Annotated in this window: 20 protein-coding genes and 1 other RNA gene; 12 read left to right on the plus strand and 9 right to left on the minus strand. The window is 50.4% G+C overall.

Going from position 1 to position 18,698, the window contains the following annotated elements; genetic code table 11:
* Positions 1-152: 152 nt before the first annotated feature.
* Positions 153-779: an RNA ligase family protein gene (locus PsAD26_RS02800; RefSeq protein ID WP_063309200.1), complete on the minus strand. Its 627-nt coding sequence runs from the start codon at positions 777-779 to the stop codon at positions 153-155.
* Between the two features lie 754 nt (positions 780-1,533).
* Here PsAD26_RS02800 and PsAD26_RS02810 point away from each other — a divergent pair.
* Complete coding sequence (locus PsAD26_RS02810; protein ID WP_063309202.1) at positions 1,534-1,806, plus strand: hypothetical protein; 273 nt, start codon at positions 1,534-1,536, stop codon at positions 1,804-1,806.
* A gap of 446 nt (positions 1,807-2,252) precedes the next feature.
* Here the strand turns inward: PsAD26_RS02810 and PsAD26_RS02815 are convergent, their stop codons facing one another.
* The 6 genes from PsAD26_RS02815 to ffs form a co-directional block, all read right to left on the minus strand.
* A complete protein-coding gene (locus PsAD26_RS02815; protein WP_063309203.1) occupies positions 2,253-3,620 on the minus strand; it encodes an RNA-binding domain-containing protein in 1,368 nt (455 codons plus the stop codon).
* Positions 3,621-3,652: 32 nt separating this feature from the next.
* Positions 3,653-4,171: a GNAT family N-acetyltransferase gene (locus PsAD26_RS02820; RefSeq protein WP_063301672.1), complete on the minus strand. Its 519-nt coding sequence runs from the start codon at positions 4,169-4,171 to the stop codon at positions 3,653-3,655.
* Positions 4,172-4,286: 115 nt separating this feature from the next.
* Positions 4,287-4,898, minus strand: coding sequence for a recombination mediator RecR (gene recR / locus PsAD26_RS02825; RefSeq protein ID WP_063301671.1), 612 nt, complete (start codon positions 4,896-4,898; stop codon positions 4,287-4,289).
* Positions 4,899-5,075: 177 nt separating this feature from the next.
* Positions 5,076-5,402 carry a YbaB/EbfC family nucleoid-associated protein gene (locus PsAD26_RS02830; RefSeq protein ID WP_057463002.1) on the minus strand — a complete coding sequence of 109 codons (327 nt, stop codon included), beginning with the start codon at positions 5,400-5,402 and terminating at the stop codon, positions 5,076-5,078.
* Between the two features lie 80 nt (positions 5,403-5,482).
* Positions 5,483-7,405: a DNA polymerase III subunit gamma/tau gene (locus PsAD26_RS02835; protein ID WP_063309204.1), complete on the minus strand. Its 1,923-nt coding sequence runs from the start codon at positions 7,403-7,405 to the stop codon at positions 5,483-5,485.
* 49 nt (positions 7,406-7,454) lie between these two features.
* Positions 7,455-7,553, minus strand: an RNA gene (gene ffs, locus PsAD26_RS02840) — signal recognition particle sRNA small type.
* A gap of 192 nt (positions 7,554-7,745) precedes the next feature.
* On the opposite strand from ffs, the gene nudC reads away from it, so the two are divergent.
* The 9 genes from nudC (at position 7,746) to PsAD26_RS02885 (ending at position 15,505) form a co-directional block, all read left to right on the plus strand.
* Positions 7,746-8,711 (plus strand): NAD(+) diphosphatase, encoded by a 966-nt coding sequence (nudC, locus tag PsAD26_RS02845; protein ID WP_063309205.1) that lies wholly within the window; start codon positions 7,746-7,748, stop codon positions 8,709-8,711.
* A 61-nt stretch (positions 8,712-8,772) separates the two neighbouring features.
* Complete coding sequence (locus tag PsAD26_RS02850; RefSeq protein ID WP_063309206.1) at positions 8,773-9,387, plus strand: histidine phosphatase family protein; 615 nt, start codon at positions 8,773-8,775, stop codon at positions 9,385-9,387.
* Positions 9,388-9,531: 144 nt separating this feature from the next.
* Positions 9,532-10,206, plus strand: coding sequence for a sulfate transporter family protein (locus PsAD26_RS02855; RefSeq protein WP_063309377.1), 675 nt, complete (start codon positions 9,532-9,534; stop codon positions 10,204-10,206).
* A 46-nt stretch (positions 10,207-10,252) separates the two neighbouring features.
* Positions 10,253-10,729: a GNAT family N-acetyltransferase gene (locus PsAD26_RS02860; RefSeq protein WP_244278138.1), complete on the plus strand. Its 477-nt coding sequence runs from the start codon at positions 10,253-10,255 to the stop codon at positions 10,727-10,729.
* Positions 10,730-10,991: 262 nt separating this feature from the next.
* Positions 10,992-11,522, plus strand: coding sequence for a dihydrofolate reductase family protein (locus PsAD26_RS02865; RefSeq protein ID WP_063309207.1), 531 nt, complete (start codon positions 10,992-10,994; stop codon positions 11,520-11,522).
* A gap of 511 nt (positions 11,523-12,033) precedes the next feature.
* Complete coding sequence (sdhC, locus tag PsAD26_RS02870; protein ID WP_063309208.1) at positions 12,034-12,432, plus strand: succinate dehydrogenase, cytochrome b556 subunit; 399 nt, start codon at positions 12,034-12,036, stop codon at positions 12,430-12,432.
* A gap of 10 nt (positions 12,433-12,442) precedes the next feature.
* Positions 12,443-12,826: a succinate dehydrogenase, hydrophobic membrane anchor protein gene (gene sdhD, locus PsAD26_RS02875; RefSeq protein ID WP_063309209.1), complete on the plus strand. Its 384-nt coding sequence runs from the start codon at positions 12,443-12,445 to the stop codon at positions 12,824-12,826.
* A gap of 5 nt (positions 12,827-12,831) precedes the next feature.
* A complete protein-coding gene (gene sdhA / locus PsAD26_RS02880; protein ID WP_057462992.1) occupies positions 12,832-14,697 on the plus strand; it encodes a succinate dehydrogenase flavoprotein subunit in 1,866 nt (621 codons plus the stop codon).
* A gap of 25 nt (positions 14,698-14,722) precedes the next feature.
* A complete protein-coding gene (locus PsAD26_RS02885) occupies positions 14,723-15,505 on the plus strand; it encodes a succinate dehydrogenase iron-sulfur subunit (protein WP_063294842.1) in 783 nt (260 codons plus the stop codon).
* A gap of 80 nt (positions 15,506-15,585) precedes the next feature.
* On the opposite strand, the gene PsAD26_RS02890 is transcribed toward PsAD26_RS02885, so the two are convergent.
* Both PsAD26_RS02890 and PsAD26_RS02895 read right to left on the minus strand, forming a co-directional pair.
* Positions 15,586-16,272, minus strand: a complete 687-nt coding sequence (locus PsAD26_RS02890; RefSeq protein ID WP_063309210.1) for an outer membrane beta-barrel protein — start codon at positions 16,270-16,272, stop codon at positions 15,586-15,588.
* Between the two features lie 250 nt (positions 16,273-16,522).
* Positions 16,523-17,122, minus strand: coding sequence for a TetR/AcrR family transcriptional regulator (locus tag PsAD26_RS02895; RefSeq protein ID WP_063309211.1), 600 nt, complete (start codon positions 17,120-17,122; stop codon positions 16,523-16,525).
* A 209-nt stretch (positions 17,123-17,331) separates the two neighbouring features.
* Between PsAD26_RS02895 and PsAD26_RS02900 the strand changes: the two genes are divergently transcribed.
* Complete coding sequence (locus PsAD26_RS02900) at positions 17,332-17,685, plus strand: carboxymuconolactone decarboxylase family protein (RefSeq protein ID WP_063286408.1); 354 nt, start codon at positions 17,332-17,334, stop codon at positions 17,683-17,685.
* A gap of 138 nt (positions 17,686-17,823) precedes the next feature.
* Positions 17,824-18,648: a nucleotidyltransferase domain-containing protein gene (locus PsAD26_RS02905; protein WP_208985475.1), complete on the plus strand. Its 825-nt coding sequence runs from the start codon at positions 17,824-17,826 to the stop codon at positions 18,646-18,648.
* Positions 18,649-18,698: the final 50 nt, after the last annotated feature.

Here is an 18,698-nt window from a genome sequence, read left to right on the forward strand (position 1 = left end):
TCAGGTTTGGTAATACATGCGAGGCGGGGTCTGGCCGCGTCACGATCTAAAGCCGTGCTGGGCTCTGATCTGGGACCCAACGACCTCCGCCTCGCTACCATTCAAGCACAAAACAAACACACAGGGATCCAGATCGGCGGGCGTTGGAACCGCTAGCCCTTCACTAGCCTGTTCTTGATGACTTCACCATGCATCCAATGTGTGTCGCTCTGAACGTGATCAGCTCGCACATATTTGGCCATATGTGTTGCCATATCAGTCTCTTGGAAACTCGCAGTGGTTCTGACGACAAAGCCTTCCTGCTTGTTCAGATCCAACTTATTCAACACAGCTTCGACGCTGGTTGGAGTAAACAAACCCCTGTGCAGCACCGGAACAGGGGTAATGCCAAGCTCTGCAAAACGGCCCAATGTCGCATCCCAGCTTTGTGTGACGCCATCAACGATCCAGGCAAAACCCAGAAAGTAAGTGGGTAAGCTGTCATAGGAGACTGAATGCTGTGCGAAGAGATATTCACCAACAATCCGCTCATCTTCAGCAAGGCATGGCGAAACACCTGCCGCAAAAGCTTTCATCCAATCACGGGAAGGGTGATACCCACTGTCAGGACTACGCGCATGGCATCCATTCTGCAGAATAGTCGTGTTCTCACCGTCCATCTTCTCGGTAAAGACAACTTCTGCGGCGCTTGCCAGAGCCGTCGAATCCTTCAGGATCTTGTCATCGCTCATAACACCGGGAGAGCTGGGCAAGTGATAGGTGCGGCCATACTTTTTCATCGATCCCGCAGCTCCTTATCTTCAAAGCTAATAAGGGAACTCTGATTGTAATTCCTATGCTCATTGAGCCAGGACATCGCCCCTCCTTCTTATCGGGAGGTGATTACAAGCTTTAACGAACAACCACAACCACCCTCCGTCTTCCCGGACAAGCGCGACTAACTGCATCCCTGTCAAAACTACCAGTTTGACAGAGTAATTGCCTCATCCCATCCTCATGCATGAAGCGCACAAGCCCTTTGTTATGGGCGGGAGGGTGGTGAATAAAATACCCTTTCGAGGGGAATAAACCCGCTTGACTGTCTGCAGGTTTCGAACGTCCCGCCCGCCAAAGGGTTCTCACGCCACCCGTCGTCATCCCGCACAAGCGCAGCGCAAATCCGGGATCCAGAGCGACACGCTCAGGCATAAGCCACGACACAAACGCCTTGCTAACTCCCGCCATCCACATTCCTGTAAAAATTGTCAATTTGACAACCTGTGGTTTTAATTCCACATTCATACATGAGGCCTAGAAACCTCCTCCAAACAGCGGTAACCGCTCCCGTCGACTAGCGGATTTTTTGTGCCTGCTTTATAGGTAGCGCGCAAACCTATTGCTATGAGCGGGAGGGCGGTGAATACAATACCTTCTTCGGAGGGGAATAAACTCGCCTGTCTGTTTGCAGGTTTCTAGCCTCCCGCTCGCCAGCGGACCCTAGAAAGTCTTGCTGTCGCGCGGTTCTTCAACACCCTACTTACAGAGGGATTGAGAATGACCGACTCCGCATGCGCCTGTGGCGCCACAAATACTTTCCAAAATGAAATTGACGAAGTCATCGTCGCTGTTTCGGATTTGCAGAACCTCTCGTATATTCAGCACCTTGTGCTGACAGAGAGAATGCAGCACTCCAGTGAGCGCGATGCCCTGTTCACTTTGCATCACGCCTTCCGCGATCACCTCGAAGCGCTGGGAAAAAGCTGCGGAATGTTAGAGCGAGTCGCTCATCCGCAGCCAATGAACACAAAAACTCCGCTTCCTGATTAAGCCGTATGACGCTTTGCTCGCTGGCACCCTCCCGAAAAACCCATCGGTTTTCGATAAGGGAGATGCACAGGAGCAAAGAAAAAAGCCAGCCTCGTAAAAAAGGACTGGCTTAGAAAATGGCTTAATCGTGCAGCGCGCTCTACGTGATCGGTACCCCTGACCACGCAGAGCTCGTTCAACAGCACTGTGATGGGTAAATGGCACAAACCCGTACCACTTGCCTCCGGTACCAATGGCGAAACGCAAATCCACCCCGCATCCTCGCCAAACGGTGCCCTGCTGGTCTGCGGCTATACCACCCGCCGCAGGTCAGCGCCTCCCTAAAAATACCAGTGCCACCCACATGACGTCCACCCCCTGAAAAATCAGGGATAGTGTTCCCTTTGCCGCCGGTTGCCGATTAGTACACATGCAAGCAAAATGGCAATGACAGGATGTTCAACAATTTAGAATTTACCTGATCGCATCCGGTTTAGCTCTGTAGCGACAAGTTCTATCGATGGTTCATAGAAATCAAACAGCTCATATAAAGGAGATAATAGCGGATGTACAATCTCTGGCAAATTTGCCTCGATTGTTTGTGTTTCGACATGGGTACTGAGAAACACTGAGTTTTGATGTGCAGTACGCTTTTCATGGAAAACGCGATCTTTGCTTAATACACCTAGTGAACGTCCCTCTAAACCAGAATAAAAGGCCGAAAAATGAAGTGTGGTAGGTCCATCAAATAGGTGTGATGCTAGGCGCTTCGCATGCAATAGAGTTTCGCCTATGCGCCAAATTGGTAAGGTGACGTCCAGCATGGTACCAGCTTCCGGAGCAGGACTTGCTCCCCACAAATCATCTCCGTCTTCTTGGTACCCACGCATCAGAAATGCAAACCCCTCCGGATTTACTCTCCAAAAATCAGAGTGAGCAGCATCGTCAAATTGAAAAGAAGATTCTGCGTCATTACCTAACCAACATTCGATTGTGTTATCAATTGGGTACGGTGTGATGCCTGCTTTTGTTGGGTACCAGAACGGTGGCCAGCCAGTATGCCTTGTTTCGCTTTGCTGTAGTGCCTTCGGTAGTTGTGATAATGGTAACTCCTTTCGGTCCCCTTTTAGTTCATAGCTGAAATAGTAATACCCATGGGGCATTCGGGGAGCTGAGTTATCTGGAAGATGATGTGCGAGTGATTTCCAGCGCGCAAAGCAGCGTTTCGACCATTTGCTTAATGCTTCGTCATTTGCAACTGGGTCTACTTGTCGAACAGAGCCTGTAACAATGCTTCTTATCTGTTCAAAGAGATCCTCTCGCCGGTTCAACAAGCACTTATGGAGAAGTTCGTCCCATTCCCGCGATGATTGGGGTGTCTCACTTTTAGGCCCAATCTTGCGCATATAAATTGCATTTTTCTGAATTGTTTTTTCATTCGGTCCAGATCGTTTAGCACGAACCGGCACTTGATGGCCTCCAGGAACAGAAATAATAGGGAAAATGGATTGATTTTGATGACGTTCGAAATGTACCGAGCAATGGAACTCTGGGTCACAGTAACTTGATACAATTCCGTTGATTATGTCTTGGTTGTAACGGTCTAGAGCCGGTGGGCGTCCCGCTGCTTCAGATGCGGAGATTTCCCTCTCTTCTAAGCCAACTAGAATAAATCCCCCGCCATGGTTCGCTAAAGCAATAATAGCTTTCGCTAATGTTGCTTTATCTTCTTTGGAATGCTGAATATCAAGCCAGTTCTTAATTTCTACATTAAGTTCTTCTCGAGGCTCTATGAGGAGGTCTTTAAGCCTGCTCTTTGGTTCATTAAAAGACATCACTTACCTCAAACAAATCGAAAATTAATGGCTCACCCCAAATCAAACCGCTTACAAATCCGGTCTACCGGTGTCCCGTCAGAGAGCGGAACTGCTTCCAGTACTTTGTAGTCTTTGAAGCCGCGGGAGGTGTAGTAGGCGCGGCCACCGGTGTTGTCGGCGCGGATGGTGGCGTTGATGGTGGTGAGGCCTTTACCTTCCAGATTGGCAAGTGTTGCTTTGAACAACGCACTGCCGATGCCGCTCTTATGCAGACCCGGTTTCACAAAGGTGCCGATATCAACCCAGTCAGCGGGGATATCTCCATAATGGCTGGCGATCTGAAAGCCGAGTGGCTCGCCGCTGTCACGGTCAATCGCGCAAACAGTGCTCTCTAAAATGTCAGCCTCAAGAAACCACTCGATGAACTCACCTTTGTTCAACAGCTTCTCCAGCGCAGTTGTCCCCCCGGCCTCAATAATCCGGTTGAGCAGAGCGAGCAGTTCGTCCACATCGTTGCGCTGGGTTTTGCGGATGAAAAACTGGGTTGGTTTGGCGGAAGACGTGTCCATTTTCAAAAATCCTGTTCAACGCAATAAATACGCAAATCTTTCAAATCAACGCACATAGCAACGCAAACGACTTAAGCGGCGGAAATACCCGCATAAGCACAGAGCAAGAAACCTGCTAAAACTTTGTTCTTGCTCGCAAAGCCTGCGCCAGCGTGCCTTCGTCAAGGTAGTCCAATTCCCCACCAACCGGCACGCCATGGGCAAGACGGGTCACTTTCACATTCTCAAATCGCGCAAGCTGGTCCGTAATGAAATGCGCAGTGGTCTGCCCTTCAACGGTCGCGTTAACAGCGAGGATAACTTCGCTCACCGCACCGCCCTCAATACGCTCAACCAACTTGGAAATGTTGAGGTCATCCGGGCCAATACCGTCCAGCGGAGACAGGGTGCCACCGAGGACATGATAATGTGCACTCACAGCGGATGCCCGCTCCAGCGCCCAAAGGTCAGAGACGTCCTCAACCACCACAATAGTGGCTCCATCCCGGCGCGGATCAGAGCAAATGGTGCAAGGATCACTGGTATCCACGGTACCGCATTCTGAGCAGATGCCGACCTGCTCAACGGCCACGCCCATGGCTTCGGCCAGCGGGATAAGCAGTTGATCTTTCTTCTGAACCAGGTGCAAAGCAGCACGTCTGGCCGAGCGCGGGCCGAGGCCGGGCAGCTTGGACAGCAGCTGTATCAGGCGTTCAATTTCGGGACCAGCAACCCTGCGTGTACTCATCTAAAATCTATGCTCTCTGCGAGAAAGAAAAGGCACCCGCAAAGCAGTTTTGCGAGACAATGCCAGATAAACTATGCCCGCCTGAAGAGGCGGGCAAGAGGGAATAAATCCGTTTCAGGTCTACGGCCAAATCTGCGCAGGGTCGCGGTGATTTGGCAACACGTAGCCTTGAAGATCTTAAGAGCCGAACGGGAGTTTCATGCCAGCTGGCAGACCCATACCGGACATCATGTCCTGCGTACGCTCCTGCACCAAAGCTTCGCCTTTTCCCTTCGCATCATTATGCGCAGCGAGGATAAGATCTTCCAGGATCTCAACTTCATCAGCATTGATGAGAGAAGGATCAATCTTCAAACCAGTCATTTCACCTTTACCATTCAACGTAACGGTGACCATGCCTGCGCCTGAGGTTCCCTCAACAGAAAGGTCGTTTACAGTCTCCTGAAGCTCGCCCATTTTTTCCTGCATCTGCTTGGCTTGCTTCATCATTTTAAGAAAGTCCATCGACTCGCTCCTTAAACGTCTCTTGAGCGCACATCAGCGCTCTATCAATTCGGTTCATAAGGTTTCATAGCACAGAAACCTTAGAAATCTTGGGTGAAATCCATAGAGTCCATGTCTTCTATGTCGACAGGCTCGGACGCCGCTTCAAGGGGGAGATCTTCCTCCTGCTTCAAAATGCGCACGTCAACAACCTTAGCCCCGGGAAAGGCAGAAATAAGTTTCACCACTTCCGGATCAGAATGTGCATCCGAAACCAACTGTCTTTGGTTAGCTTCTTTTTCCTCATGCAAAGTCGGTCGGCCTTGGTCACGACTAACCGCAACAATCCAGCGACGACCTGTCCATTCCGTCAGTTTTCGGCCCAGCTCTCCAGCCGCATCAGCTGTTGCAATCTCAGTCGGCTGCACTTCGATGCGTCCCGGCTGGAAGTTAACAAGACGCAGCGCACGCTCGACAGAAACCTTGACTGGAATGTCCTTCATGCGGGCTGCAAGTTGAGCAACCTCGGCCCATGAGCGGATCGCGATCTTCTCTTTCGCTTCCTCGGCCTGTCGCATCTGAGGGGCTGATTGCGGTGCAGCACCAATAGCTTGCGTCATCGGTTGGCCGCCAGCTACGGCTCGCAATTGCGGTGCAGAGCCGCCACCGGATGGAGCCGCGCTGGCGCTTGATCCACCGCCGCCCTGTGGCGCGTTGCCAGTAGGCGCGCTGCCACCAGCCGGGGAGAACTTACCAGATTTCAGCAGCTTGAGCGCCTCTTCCGGATCAGGAAGATCAGAGGCGTAGCACAAGCGCACCAGAACCATGTCAGCCGCAGCCAACGGCTTAGGCGCGTTCTGTACTTCGTTAATTCCCTTCAGCAATATCTGCCATGTCCGGGAAAGAACGCGCATCGATAACTTTTCAGCAAAGTCCCGCCCACGCTGCCGTTCGCTCTCAGTCACAGAGTTCTCTTCACCCGCCTTCGGCACCGCTTTCAGACGAGTCACCAAATGGGTAAAGTCTGCAAGGTCAGAGAGGACAGCTGCCGGATCGGCGCCCACATCATACTGGGCTTTGAGCTCATCCAGAGCGCTGGCAATGTCGCCGCGCATCACGTGCTCAAACAGATCTATCACCCGGCTGCGGTCAGCAAGGCCCAGCATTTGGCGCACTTCATTCGGCTCAATGCGGCCTGCACCATGCGCAATAGCTTGATCCAACAGAGATAAACTGTCTCGAGCAGAACCTTCACCAGCGCGAGCAATCAGAGCCAGCGCCTCATCAGAAATTTCTATGCCCTCTTTGCCGGAGATCTCGCGCAGCAGAGAAACGAGCGTAGAGCTCTCAATCCGGCGCAGGTCAAACCGCTGACAACGAGAGAGGACAGTTACAGGAACCTTGCGGATTTCTGTGGTTGCAAAAATGAATTTCACATGCTCCGGCGGCTCTTCCAGCGTCTTCAACAACCCGTTGAACGCCGACTTGGAGAGCATATGCACCTCATCGATGATGTACACTTTGTAGCGCGCACTCGCTGGACGGTACCGTGCTGCTTCGGTAATTTCGCGAATATCATCAATACCAGTATGAGACGCAGCATCCATCTCGATCACATCGACATGACGCCCTTCCATGATCGCCTGGCAATGAGTGCCGATTTTGTCTAAGTGTATGGTTGGTTTATCGATTTCACCCGGAATGTCGTAATTCAAGCCGCGAGCAAGGATACGTGCCGTCGTTGTTTTACCAACACCGCGAACCCCGGTTAGCATCCAGGCTTGCGCGATACGGCCAGTCTCAAATGCATTCTGCAGAGTCTGAACCATCGGCTCCTGACCATAAAGATCATCGAACGTACTAGGTCGATATTTTCGGGCGAGAACGCGATACGCACCATCGCTGCTGGAAGATTTATCTTCCGCGCCTGTTGTTGTCTGGTGCTCTTCTTGAAGGTCTATTCCGTCCATATCGCCCAAATCCTCAGCCACTTCAAAGGCAAGGTAAAACTTACTCCCGGCCATTCAAGACGAAGACCGGCCGCTTGTCGAGTATGGGCGCGGGGAAAATTAGGTGGGAGGCTGGCACGATGACCCGTGCCATGGACTCGTTAGGGCTGCTTCCTTCCGGATCTGACCCGGTTGGCGAGTGGCTCGTCCACCACCAACCTCCCGAACGTGTATATGGTCGTTTTACCTGTATTTTGCAAGCGTTCATTGATGTTTACCGCTTGCTACTGTGGACGAGACTGTGAATCTTCAGAGAGTTCTGCCAAATCCGAATTCAGAAAATGCCGCCACAACATTGCATTTCAGTGCTATCTCGGGTTCACTTTACATAAGTTTATAATTTAAGGAATTCGAAATGCTGGCCGATACAGCTGAGGTGTATGACGCCTCTGCAGCTCTTTGTTATTCTGCCAACTCGCTTAATCGCTGTGGTGAAAAACGTAAGGATACTGAATGGGTTAACTCGTTAGAAGCGAGTCCGGATGCCCGCTTTCTAATTCAGGCAAACGACGCTTTCATCTTCAACAAAGAGGTCACGAATGAGCCTCTGATCCATCCCGTAGAGACGCTTAAATCTCTGAATGTCACTGATGCGACGACAATCTTTCTCGGCATTGACGAGACTGATGGAAACCGCCCATACTTTGGCGTTCGTTACACTGCAGATGCTGAAACACTTGATGAGGAGCTGGAAAAACTCGGGACTTTCGCAGCCTATGGACTGCGCGGAATAGCGATAAAACGAGCAGCTAGCCAGAGAGTGCTTGGAATGATGGCACAGGCTGCATCGTTAGGCCGATGGCATTCCACCCATAAGATGTGTTCTCAATGCGGTCAGCCAACGAAACTCGCCGAATCTGGTTATCGCCGGGATTGTCCATCCTGCTCAGCGCAGCATTTCCCAAGAACGGATCCCGCGGTGATAATGTTGATCACCCACGGGGACAAATGCCTGATGGGTCGTCCTTACCATCTGATGGAAAATGTCTACACAACGCTTGCTGGTTTTGTGGAGCCGGGCGAGACCTTCGAAGACGCTGTCCGCCGTGAAGTTTTTGAAGAAGCAGGCGTAAAAGTCGGCAAAGTTGAATACGTCGCCAGCCAACCATGGCCATTCCCATCAAATATTATGATCGGGTTCCACGGTGAAGCTCTGACGACTGACTTGAATATCGACTATGAAGAAATGGAGGATTGTCAGTGGTTTTCTAAAGAGGAGACACTGAAGATGCTCCAAGGTGAAGCAGAGTCGGGATTAATTTGTCCCCCTGACATCTCTATCGCGCATCATTTGATCAAGAAATATATCGAGGAAAAATGACCCATGGACGAGTAGAGCCAGTGGTTATTTAACAGGTGCCTGATGGCACCGGGGAGGTGCCATGACTTACTGTATATATTTGACCCACCCAAATGTTGACATCGACCCGGCAACCCCAGTTCCGCACTGGGATTTGTCGGATAAAGGTCGCGAACGTTTAGAACAAGGCCTGCGCCAGCCATGGCTTTTGGAAATCGATCATGTCATTTCCAGTCGCGAGAAAAAGGCCATCGAAACTGGCCAGATTATCGCGAGCCACCTAGGTATGGAACTGATTACATCCGCAGGCCTTCACGAAAATGATCGCAGCTCAACCGGTTTTCTTGAGCCAGATGAATTTGAGCATGTCGCCGATGAGTTCTTCAGCCGCCCTGCTGTGAGCGTTCGTGGTTGGGAACGGGCGTTGGATGCGCAAAGTCGTGTCGTCACTGCAATTAAACAGGCGCTCACCGCAATTCCCAGTGGCGAACCTGTTCTATTTTCTGGCCACGGAGGTGTGGGAACACTGCTCAAATGCCACCTCGCCAACAATGCCATCGACCGCGCCTTCGATCAGCCTCCGAATGTTGGAGGTGGTTGCTGGTTCCGTTTTGATCCAGTCGATCTTGAGAGGTGTTCCGCTAATATCGAGAGCCTGAAGTGGCAGCTGATAGATGAGATGGCACTCGCCCAGTAAGCTTGAGAGCGCTCTGATATAAAGAACTAAAGCAGCCTGTTGATCCTGATGGATGGCAGGCTGCTTTACGAGTGTCAGCTCTTGTTGCTACGCGGAGAAATGCTTATCTAAGTGCCATCTGTTTTCATAAATTTGGCACAAGAGATGTTATCGGCAGCTATAAAATCATTTTCGCAGGTTTTTGAACCGCAGTTCAGAAGCATATTTTTCAAAGCCTTAGGGCTGACATTGCTTCTTCTTCTTGTCGTCTGGATCGCTATTCAGGGCGTAGTCGGGTACTTCATAGACTTACCGCAGGACTGGCAGGATACGACGGTCAGTATCGTAACAGGCATCGGCGCATTAATTGGTCTCGGCTATATCCTTGCACCGGTTTCGGCCATGGTCGTCGCCTTCTATCAAGATCAGATCTCTGAACTTGTTGAAGAGCACTCCTATCCAAATGAGAGGCGGGGCAAAGCATTGCCGCTTGGCGAGTCTATTGTAACGGCTCTTCGTTTTGTCGGTGTAATCATTGTCGCCAACATTTTCGCTCTGATGCTGTTCTTCATTCCCGGTATTGGCCAGATCGCATTCTTGCTCGTGAATGGATATCTGCTTGGTCGCGAATATTTCGAGTTCGTAGCAATGCGTTTCATGCCGCCGCAAGAAGCAAAGGCGTTCCGTAAATCGCAAGGTGGAACCGTATTCGCTGCCGGGCTGATTGTTGCGTTTGTTCTAGCCATCCCAATCGTAAACCTGATCACGCCACTGTTTGCGACGATCTTTATGGTGCACGTTTTCAAGACATTGCGCACGAAACGCAATCTATCCGTCTAGACTCGAAAATAACTACAATTTTAAGAAATAACTGGAAGTAGCTGCATTGCTTATTCGAAGCTTTATTGCTGGTGATCTAACCTGGATGCATGCTCTGAACCAAGAGCATGCTGTCGAACTGTCCTCTTTGACACGTGATGGCTTTGCAGAGCTGATCGAAAAGGCGACCTATGTAAGAGTTGCTGAAAAGGAAGTCGGCCTTCTTATCTCATACGATCAGGACGGTGATTATTCTTCGATTAATTTCAAATGGTTCTGCGTAGCCTACGATAATTTTCTATATGTCGATCGGATTGTGATTTCTAAAGCAGCCCGCGGACAAGGCATTGCACGCAAACTCTACGATGACTTGTTCAGCTTCGCGAAAGCAAAGGGATATGAGCGCATCGTATGCGAGGTAAACTCAGATCCTCCAAACCCTGCATCAGACGCATTCCATGCTTCACTAGGTTTCCAAATCGTCGGGGAAGCTGAACTGGAAGGAAAAGGAAAGACCGTTAGATACATGGAAAAAGCGCTCTGAAGAACGCTGAACTGTGAGATTTGAGGGGGTAATGCTTGTCTGTCTGTTATTACACAAATATCACATCAACTCCCTATTCCCTCTATTTGACTGGTCTGCGTTTCTCGTAGGTTGACCCCATGAGAAATCTGTTTGAACCTGCAATGCAGCAATGAGGAGGACTCTGTCAGTGAACAACTAAGACAACTCAACTCTGTTGAACGGCACTCTCGCGATTCACGTGGGCGGTGCTTGATGTCTATTTGTTTTTGATGGAGTCTTTATGAGACGCATTATTTATGACGTCGCCGTTAGTCGCGACGGTTTTATTGCTGGCCCAAACGGCGATGTTTCAATCTTCCCCCACACTGGAGATCATGTAGACGCTTACAATGAGCGTTTAGCAACGTATGACACTGTCATCATGGGACGCCATACCTACGAGTTCGCCTATCAGTATGGTCTGCCTGCTGGTGCAAAAGCCTACCCACATATGCGGCATCTGATTTTCTCAGAGGGAGTTCAGTTGCCAGTAGATGCAGAGGTTGAAGCTGTGCGAGCAGACTTCACCACGCACATTTCCGCGCTGAAGAAAGAGCAGGGCGGCGACATCTACCTTTGCGGAGGAGGAATGTTTGCTGGTTTGCTGGCTACGTCCAAACTCATTGATGTCCTACGCCTGAAAGTTGCACCTGTCCTCTGCGGGGTTGGGACACCGTTGTTTGCGAATGTCTCTGAAAGGATTGACCTCAAATGTATCTCTTCAACGCTGCATGAAAGCGGTGTGGAGTACTGCGAGTTTAACTTACAATAGCATAGTACGGAGGCGGAGCAGGACTACACCTGCTCTGCTTCATTTTGCTAGCTAATAGAGTTTGAGAAGTGTGTTTATGTGAGTAGCAAATCAGAGGCATGCGAAGCCTTTTAAAGGACATAAACTGGAAATCAGGATTGGCCGCTCTAGATTTGAAGTATAGGGCTGCGTCAGCTCGTTCACATTAAATAAAGTTTACGTAAACGTAATTTGACTTTAAGTGATTTTCTGAAAAATTTCTCGTAATTTCAGTAAATTAAAATATGACTACAAAACTCAAGATAATAAACTGCCAGATTCTTGTTACTTGATCAGGTAGAAAACAACAAAATTTACACCGCAAAATCTAATCATTTCGGCCAATTTTAAGGGCAAACCTAGTAGAAAAAGCAATTAGACGCATAGGATGCTTTGACGCACCCCGAAACTGAAGGTATTAGAACCTCATACAACGCCTTGTTTTGTTACGTTTACGTAAGCGTAACTGTAACCAGGGACGGGAGAGAGATTTATGGCGAACGCTGACCTCAAGGCCAACCGGCCATTATCGCCCCATCTTCAGATCTATAAGCCGATCGTGACGATGGTGATGTCCATTCTACATCGCATCACCGGGGCGGCGCTTTATTTTGGAACGATTTTGATGGCGTTCTGGCTCATCTGCGCAGCAGCAGGTCCTGAGTCCTATCAATTTGCAATGGACATGTTCGGTTCCTTCCTGGGCCGTCTGGTCCTCTTCGGCTTCACTTGGGCACTTGTGCACCACATGATTGGCGGTCTGCGTCACTTTATCTGGGACATGGGACATGGCTTTGAATTGTCTGCAGCGAACTGGATGGCTCGCGCAACGATCGTAGGCTCTGTTGCTCTTACCGTGATCCTCTGGATCATCGGTTTCATCGTCGCTTAAGGAGAGATCAATGACCGATATGCGCACTCCGCTCGGGAAAGTTCGCGGCCTTGGCTCTGCTAAGGACGGAACGTCACATTTCTGGCGTCAGCGTTTGACTGCTGTCGCGAATGTGTTCCTCATTTCCTTCTTTGTTATCCTCGTTATCGCGCTTCAAGGCGCTGATTATGCGAGTTTCACTGAAGCTCTTCAAAACCCGATCATCTCCACCTTGCTGCTTTTGGTGATCTTGGTCGGCTGCCTGCACATGAAGCTGGGCATGCAAGTCATCATCGAAGATTATTTCCATTCAGAAGGGCTCAAGCTTCTTCTTATTATGGGAAACATTTTCTTCGCTTCTTTTATCGCACTCGCTTCCGTGGTTGCAGTGCTTAAAATCAGCTTCGGAGGCTGATCTAGATGGTTGAACAGACCGGTGTATCGACAGCGCCAAGCCAGAGCGGCAAGGCCTATGAGTTTGTAGACCACAAGTTTGACGTTGTGGTTGTAGGTGCTGGTGGTGCTGGCCTTCGGGCGACGCTCGGTATGGCTGAGCAGGGATTGAAAACAGCTTGTATCTCCAAGGTGTTTCCAACTCGCTCCCACACTGTGGCAGCGCAGGGTGGTATTGCAGCAAGCTTGAAGAACATGACGCCAGATTGCTGGCAGTGGCACATGTATGACACTGTTAAGGGCTCTGATTGGCTTGGTGACACGGATGCGATGGAATACCTCGTTCGTGAAGCGCCAAAGGCGGTCTATGAGCTTGAGCATTACGGCGTTCCATTCTCACGTACGGAAGAAGGTAAGATCTACCAGCGTCCGTTCGGTGGCCATATGCAAAATTATGGTGAAGGGCCTCCAGTACAGCGCACCTGTGCAGCAGCTGACCGTACCGGTCATGCCATTTTGCACACGCTCTACGGTCAAGCTCTGCGTCACAACGCTGATTTCTTCATCGAGTACTTCGCGCTTGATCTCATTATGTCTGAAGATGGCAAGTGTGAAGGCGTTATTGCGTGGAACCTTGATGACGGTACAATCCACCGCTTCTCTGCGAAGATGGTTGTGCTGGCAACCGGCGGTTATGGTCGTGCCTTCTTCTCTGCAACATCTGCCCACACCTGTACAGGTGATGGCGGCGGTATGGTAGCCCGTGCAGGTTTGCCATTGCAGGATATGGAATTCGTACAGTTCCACCCAACTGGCATCTACGGTTCCGGCTGTTTGATTACAGAGGGTGCTCGTGGTGAAGGTGGTTACCTGGTAAACTCCGAAGGCGAGCGCTTCATGGAGCGTTACGCTCCTTCTGCCAAAGACCTTGCTTCTCGTGATGTTGTTTCCCGTTGTATGACGATGGAAATCCGCGAAGGCCGTGGTGTTGGCAAAAATAAAGACCACATCTTCCTGCATCTGGATCACCTTGATCCTGATCTGTTGGCTGAGCGCCTTCCAGGTATCTCTGAAAGCGCACGCATTTTTGCTGGTGTGGACTTGACTAAGGACCCAATTCCGGTCCTTCCGACTGTGCACTACAACATGGGCGGCATTCCAACCAACTATTGGGGCGAAGTGCTGAACCCAACCAAAGAAGATCCAAACGCACTCGCACCGGGCCTGATGGCCGTTGGTGAAGCGGGATGTGCATCCGTTCACGGAGCAAACCGCCTCGGCTCAAACTCTCTGATCGATCTTGTTGTGTTTGGCCGTGCTGCTGCTATCCGTGCTGGTGAAGTTGTTGACCGTGAAGCTCCAATTCCAGAGCCTAACGAAGCTTCCAGTCAGAAAATCATGGCTCGTTTTGACAAACTGCGCTTTGCTAAGGGCTCTACCCCAACTGCTGAGTTGCGTTCGAAGATGCAAAAGACCATGCAGGAAGACGCTGCTGTGTTCCGTACACAGGAGAGCTTGGAGCAAGGTTGTAAGCGCATCTCCGCGATCTGGGGTGAAATGCAAGACATTCACGTGTCGGATAGCTCTATGGTTTGGAACTCTGATCTCGTTGAGACTCTTGAGCTTGAAAATCTCATGGCAAATGCAATCACAACTGTTTACGGCGCTGAAGCGCGTAAAGAGAGCCGTGGTGCGCATGCTCGTGAAGATTACAAAGATGGTCCGTTCGATGGTCGTAATGATGAAGAGTGGCGTAAGCACACCATCTCCCACCTCTCTGAGGATGGCAAGGTGACCTTGAGCTACCGTCCGGTTGTTCTTGAGCCGTTGACCACCTTTGAACAAGGCGGCATCGACATGAAGAAGATCGCACCGAAAGCCCGCGTCTACTAAGGCGCCGAAACCTGGAGTAACTGTTATGGCTGAATTCAAACTGCCACAAAACTCCCGGATGGGAGAGGGCAAGGTCTGGCCTAAGCCGGAAGGCGCCACTAACACCCGTGAGTACCGCATCTACCGCTGGTCTCCGGATGATGGACGCAATCCACGCATCGACACTTACTATGTTGATGCGGACGATTGTGGCCCAATGGTTCTGGACGCGCTCATCTACATAAAGGACAAGGTCGATCCTACATTGACCTTCCGCCGGTCTTGTCGTGAAGGGATCTGCGGGTCCTGTGCAATGAATATCGATGGAACCAACACGCTGGCATGCACTAAGGGTGCTGACGAATGCTCACACGAGATCGTCAAAATCTACCCTCTGCCGCACATGCCTGTTGTGAAGGATCTTGTGCCGGATCTGACGCGTTTTTACGCGCAGCATCGCTCTATTGAGCCATGGTTGAAAACCACGACACCTGAGCCTGAAAAAGAATGGCTGCAGTCCCATGAAGATCGCCAGAAACTGGATGGTCTTTATGAGTGCATTCTGTGTGCTTGCTGCTCCACCTCTTGCCCAAGCTACTGGTGGAATGGTGATCGCTACCTCGGTCCTGCAGTCCTTCTGCAGGCTTACCGTTGGTTGATCGACAGCCGTGATGAGGCAACTGGTGAGCGTCTGGACAATCTGGAAGATCCATTCCGTCTGTACCGCTGCCACACCATCATGAACTGCTCTCAGGCATGTCCAAAGGGTCTGAACCCTGCGAAGGCAATTGCTGAGATCAAGAAGATGATGGTAGAGCGCCGCGTATAATCAGCGTGTAAGCACTTTATGAAATCAAGAAAAGCCGCCTCACTGAAATGAGGCGGCTTTTTTCATTTGAGGCTAACGGCCTAGAACTTATAGGAGATACCTATCCGGATGGCGTCGCTGTCAATATCTTCCTTGAAGCGCGTTCCGCCAACGGTGAAGCTGCGTCCGGGAAAGACGATGCGCTCGTAATCTAGGCGTACAATTACTCGCTCAGTGACAAACATCTCTAGACCTGCGCCACCTACCCAACCAAGCATCGTGTTGCTGTCAGAGCCGGGGCCGAAGTTAGGGTTTGAGGCACGGAAGGTCGAAACGGCTGCACCACCAGTCACATATGCCATAAACCAATCGTAGGTGAGGCCAGCTCTGATCTTTGCAGCAGCGAAGTAGTCAGAGCGTAAGGACATCTCACCGCGAGAGCGCTCACCAAAAGACCAATAAGCCCCTTCGCCTTCTACGCCGATCAGGATGTTCTGGTAGGTGTAGTTGTAGCCGCCATATAATCCAACGGTCCCGCCGTTATACTGCGTGCCACTGTTGTTGAAGCGGTTCGTGCCATGCAGGCGTGCCCAGCCGCCCTGAACACCGAGATAGAAGCCATCCCAGTCATATTCAGGTGGTGTGATCAGCCCATCGACAACTTCTTCCTCGTAAACCTCATAGGGTTCTTCCACCTCTACGCCAGGTGGGTATTCAACAGCATAGGAATGGCTGCTGAAGCCGAGCAATCCCAATACCGCAAACGCAAATACTCTTAAGCGACTCATTGGTTCCCCCAAAATACGCAAGAGGATGACACGGCTAAATAATCAGACGTGATAGGTAACTTGATACAAATAAGTCTAGAACTACGATCTTTATAAATGCTTGATTTTAAAAAGGAAAATTTGCGTTAAGGCTAGTTGTAATTGGCAGGTAATGATACGCTGATTTCTCAATTTTAAAGGGGAAATAACTGCAATCCCTACGAAACCGTCAATGAGGTCATGGCGGGTTTACGAAAAAGTCAGCAACCCTCTAGCGTCGCTCAACGCCTCGCAGAACCAGCTTGATAACGCCAATGCATTCTTTGCGCTGCATCTCATAGGGTTCGTGGCTGTGCAGTTGAGGAAAGCGGAACTTCATCGTGGCAGCGTGAATGTGTCTTGCCACCTGGCTGACTTCTCGCAAGTCAAATTCCTCAGCAAGGTTGCCGGAATGAAGGATGGTGTGCATCGGTTGCCGTACGAGCCGGAACAGTTCTTCAAAGTCTTCCGGACGCTTTTGCTCCAGTACCTGCAAGCAGTCTGCAAGCCCCTTATTGAGTTCCAGCAGGCGATAAGTCTCTTCAAACTCCATCATGAGAAACTTGCTTAGGCGCGCTGATGCACTCGCGTTGGGGTCAGTCGCTGTTTCGAGGCGGGCAACCAGTTTTACCACCTCGGCAGCGACAACAGCACAGGCAAGGTCTATCTTGCTTGGATAGAAGTTATAGATATGCGCCATTGAGATACCTGAGGCATCTGCAATCTCGCTCACCGAGGTCTTCTTGTAGCCTTGGGTGAGGAATGCATCACGGGCGGCGGCGAGCAGGTCAGCAGCACGGCCCTTTGCAGTCAGGATTTCTGCGATGGACATATTAATTTCCGAAAATGAAAAAACGAGAGTTCCTTCAGTAATCATAGCTGAGTAAAGATTGCAATGACGTACGCGTCACATTAACAGACAAATTATGTAAAAACACGAATGATATTAATGCGCTAAGCGCAATTTCTTTGATTTTAGTCATTGTTGGATTTTTCCGAATTATTAGTATTAGTAATATCTAATATAAAAGGAGTTGAAGCATGGCTGTAGAAAATTGGCAAGAATTCCTCACCCAAACCGATGGTCGTATCGCTGAACTGCGCCCAGGTATTCCTGGCGTTATGAAGGGATTTGGCGAAATCGCAAAAAGCGCGATTGGAACTGGCGCTCTTGAACCGAAGCAAAAAGAACTCATCGCGATCTCCATCGGCGTTGCCGCCCGGTGTGATGCCTGCCTTGGATACCACGCAAAAGCTTGCATCAAGTATGGTGTTACTCGTGAAGAGCTGATGGAAGCCCTTGGTGTGGCTGTTTACATGGGTGGTGGACCTTCCCTAATGTACGCTGCAGAGGCCCTCAGCGCATTTGATGCCCTTTCTGCCGAAGCCAAGTAAGAGAAGGTGTATCTTCACCCAATCTCTCTGTTTTCCTAAAACTTAGAGAGCAAACTGCTTGCGTGCACTTGCCCTGAATTGCGTTCAAGGGTAAGTGCAACGAGGGGAAGCCTCTTAGATTTCAGGTAGGCAATATTGGTGGGTGCACCTTCACAGGTTGGTTCGGAAAGCTCTTCTGTTTTTATGGAGCTGGAAAAGGGCTTTCGTAACTTGGAAAACGAAAGAAATCTGCGTGTTCTGCACGCGGGCGATCTTTCGCACCTGTATCTTCATAAAAAATCTGAAGCTCACTACGCCAATTGTCGTTTCATCTACATTCGATCAATTGAGCACTACCTCTCCCTTTTTCCGGTAGACGAGACGATAGACGTTGATGTGAATGTGCCAGCAAATGTGTCCGGCTGGGACTTGAAGAAAACGCTCATCGCTCTGCTTAAAGGCAATCCAGAGTCGCTTGACTGGGTTCAGTTGAGGGATCCATATGCGGGTCATGATGAGTTTCCGAAGTCGTTGATCTCCTTTGCCCTTGAACATTGTGACCCGGTTCGCTTCGCGCTTTATCATTACAATCGGATTGAGCGGCAGAAGCATAGGTTTGATGGTGTGTCTCTCGGCGAGATCGTGCCTGAACGCTTGTATGACCTCATCCGCTCATCACTGGTGCTGCGCTGGTACAATCAGAAACGCTATCAGGGCGTTCCGCCTTCTCGCCTCTCAGATATTGCCGAGGCGACCTTTATTCGCCCTGTGCTTCGTGGTGAGATTGAAGAATTGGTAGAACGTAGCGAGGCTGGGATGATCAAGGATGTCGTTCGCCCTGCTGGCGCTATCAACGATCTGATACTGGCTGAATTGGAAGCGGGCCCTGCGCTACTTGCGCGCCGTCGTCGCCAATTTACTCAGGAAACTGCTGCCCAAGCAGATCGTTTCTTCCTGAAATGGGCGGTCATCCCTAAAAACTAAGGGTCTCACAAGACCTTCTGTTTACTTCTCTCACCTGAAGCTCTGCAGAA

Source organism: Pseudovibrio sp. Ad26 (assembly GCF_001623285.1).
GTDB lineage: Bacteria > Pseudomonadota > Alphaproteobacteria > Rhizobiales > Stappiaceae > Pseudovibrio > Pseudovibrio ascidiaceicola.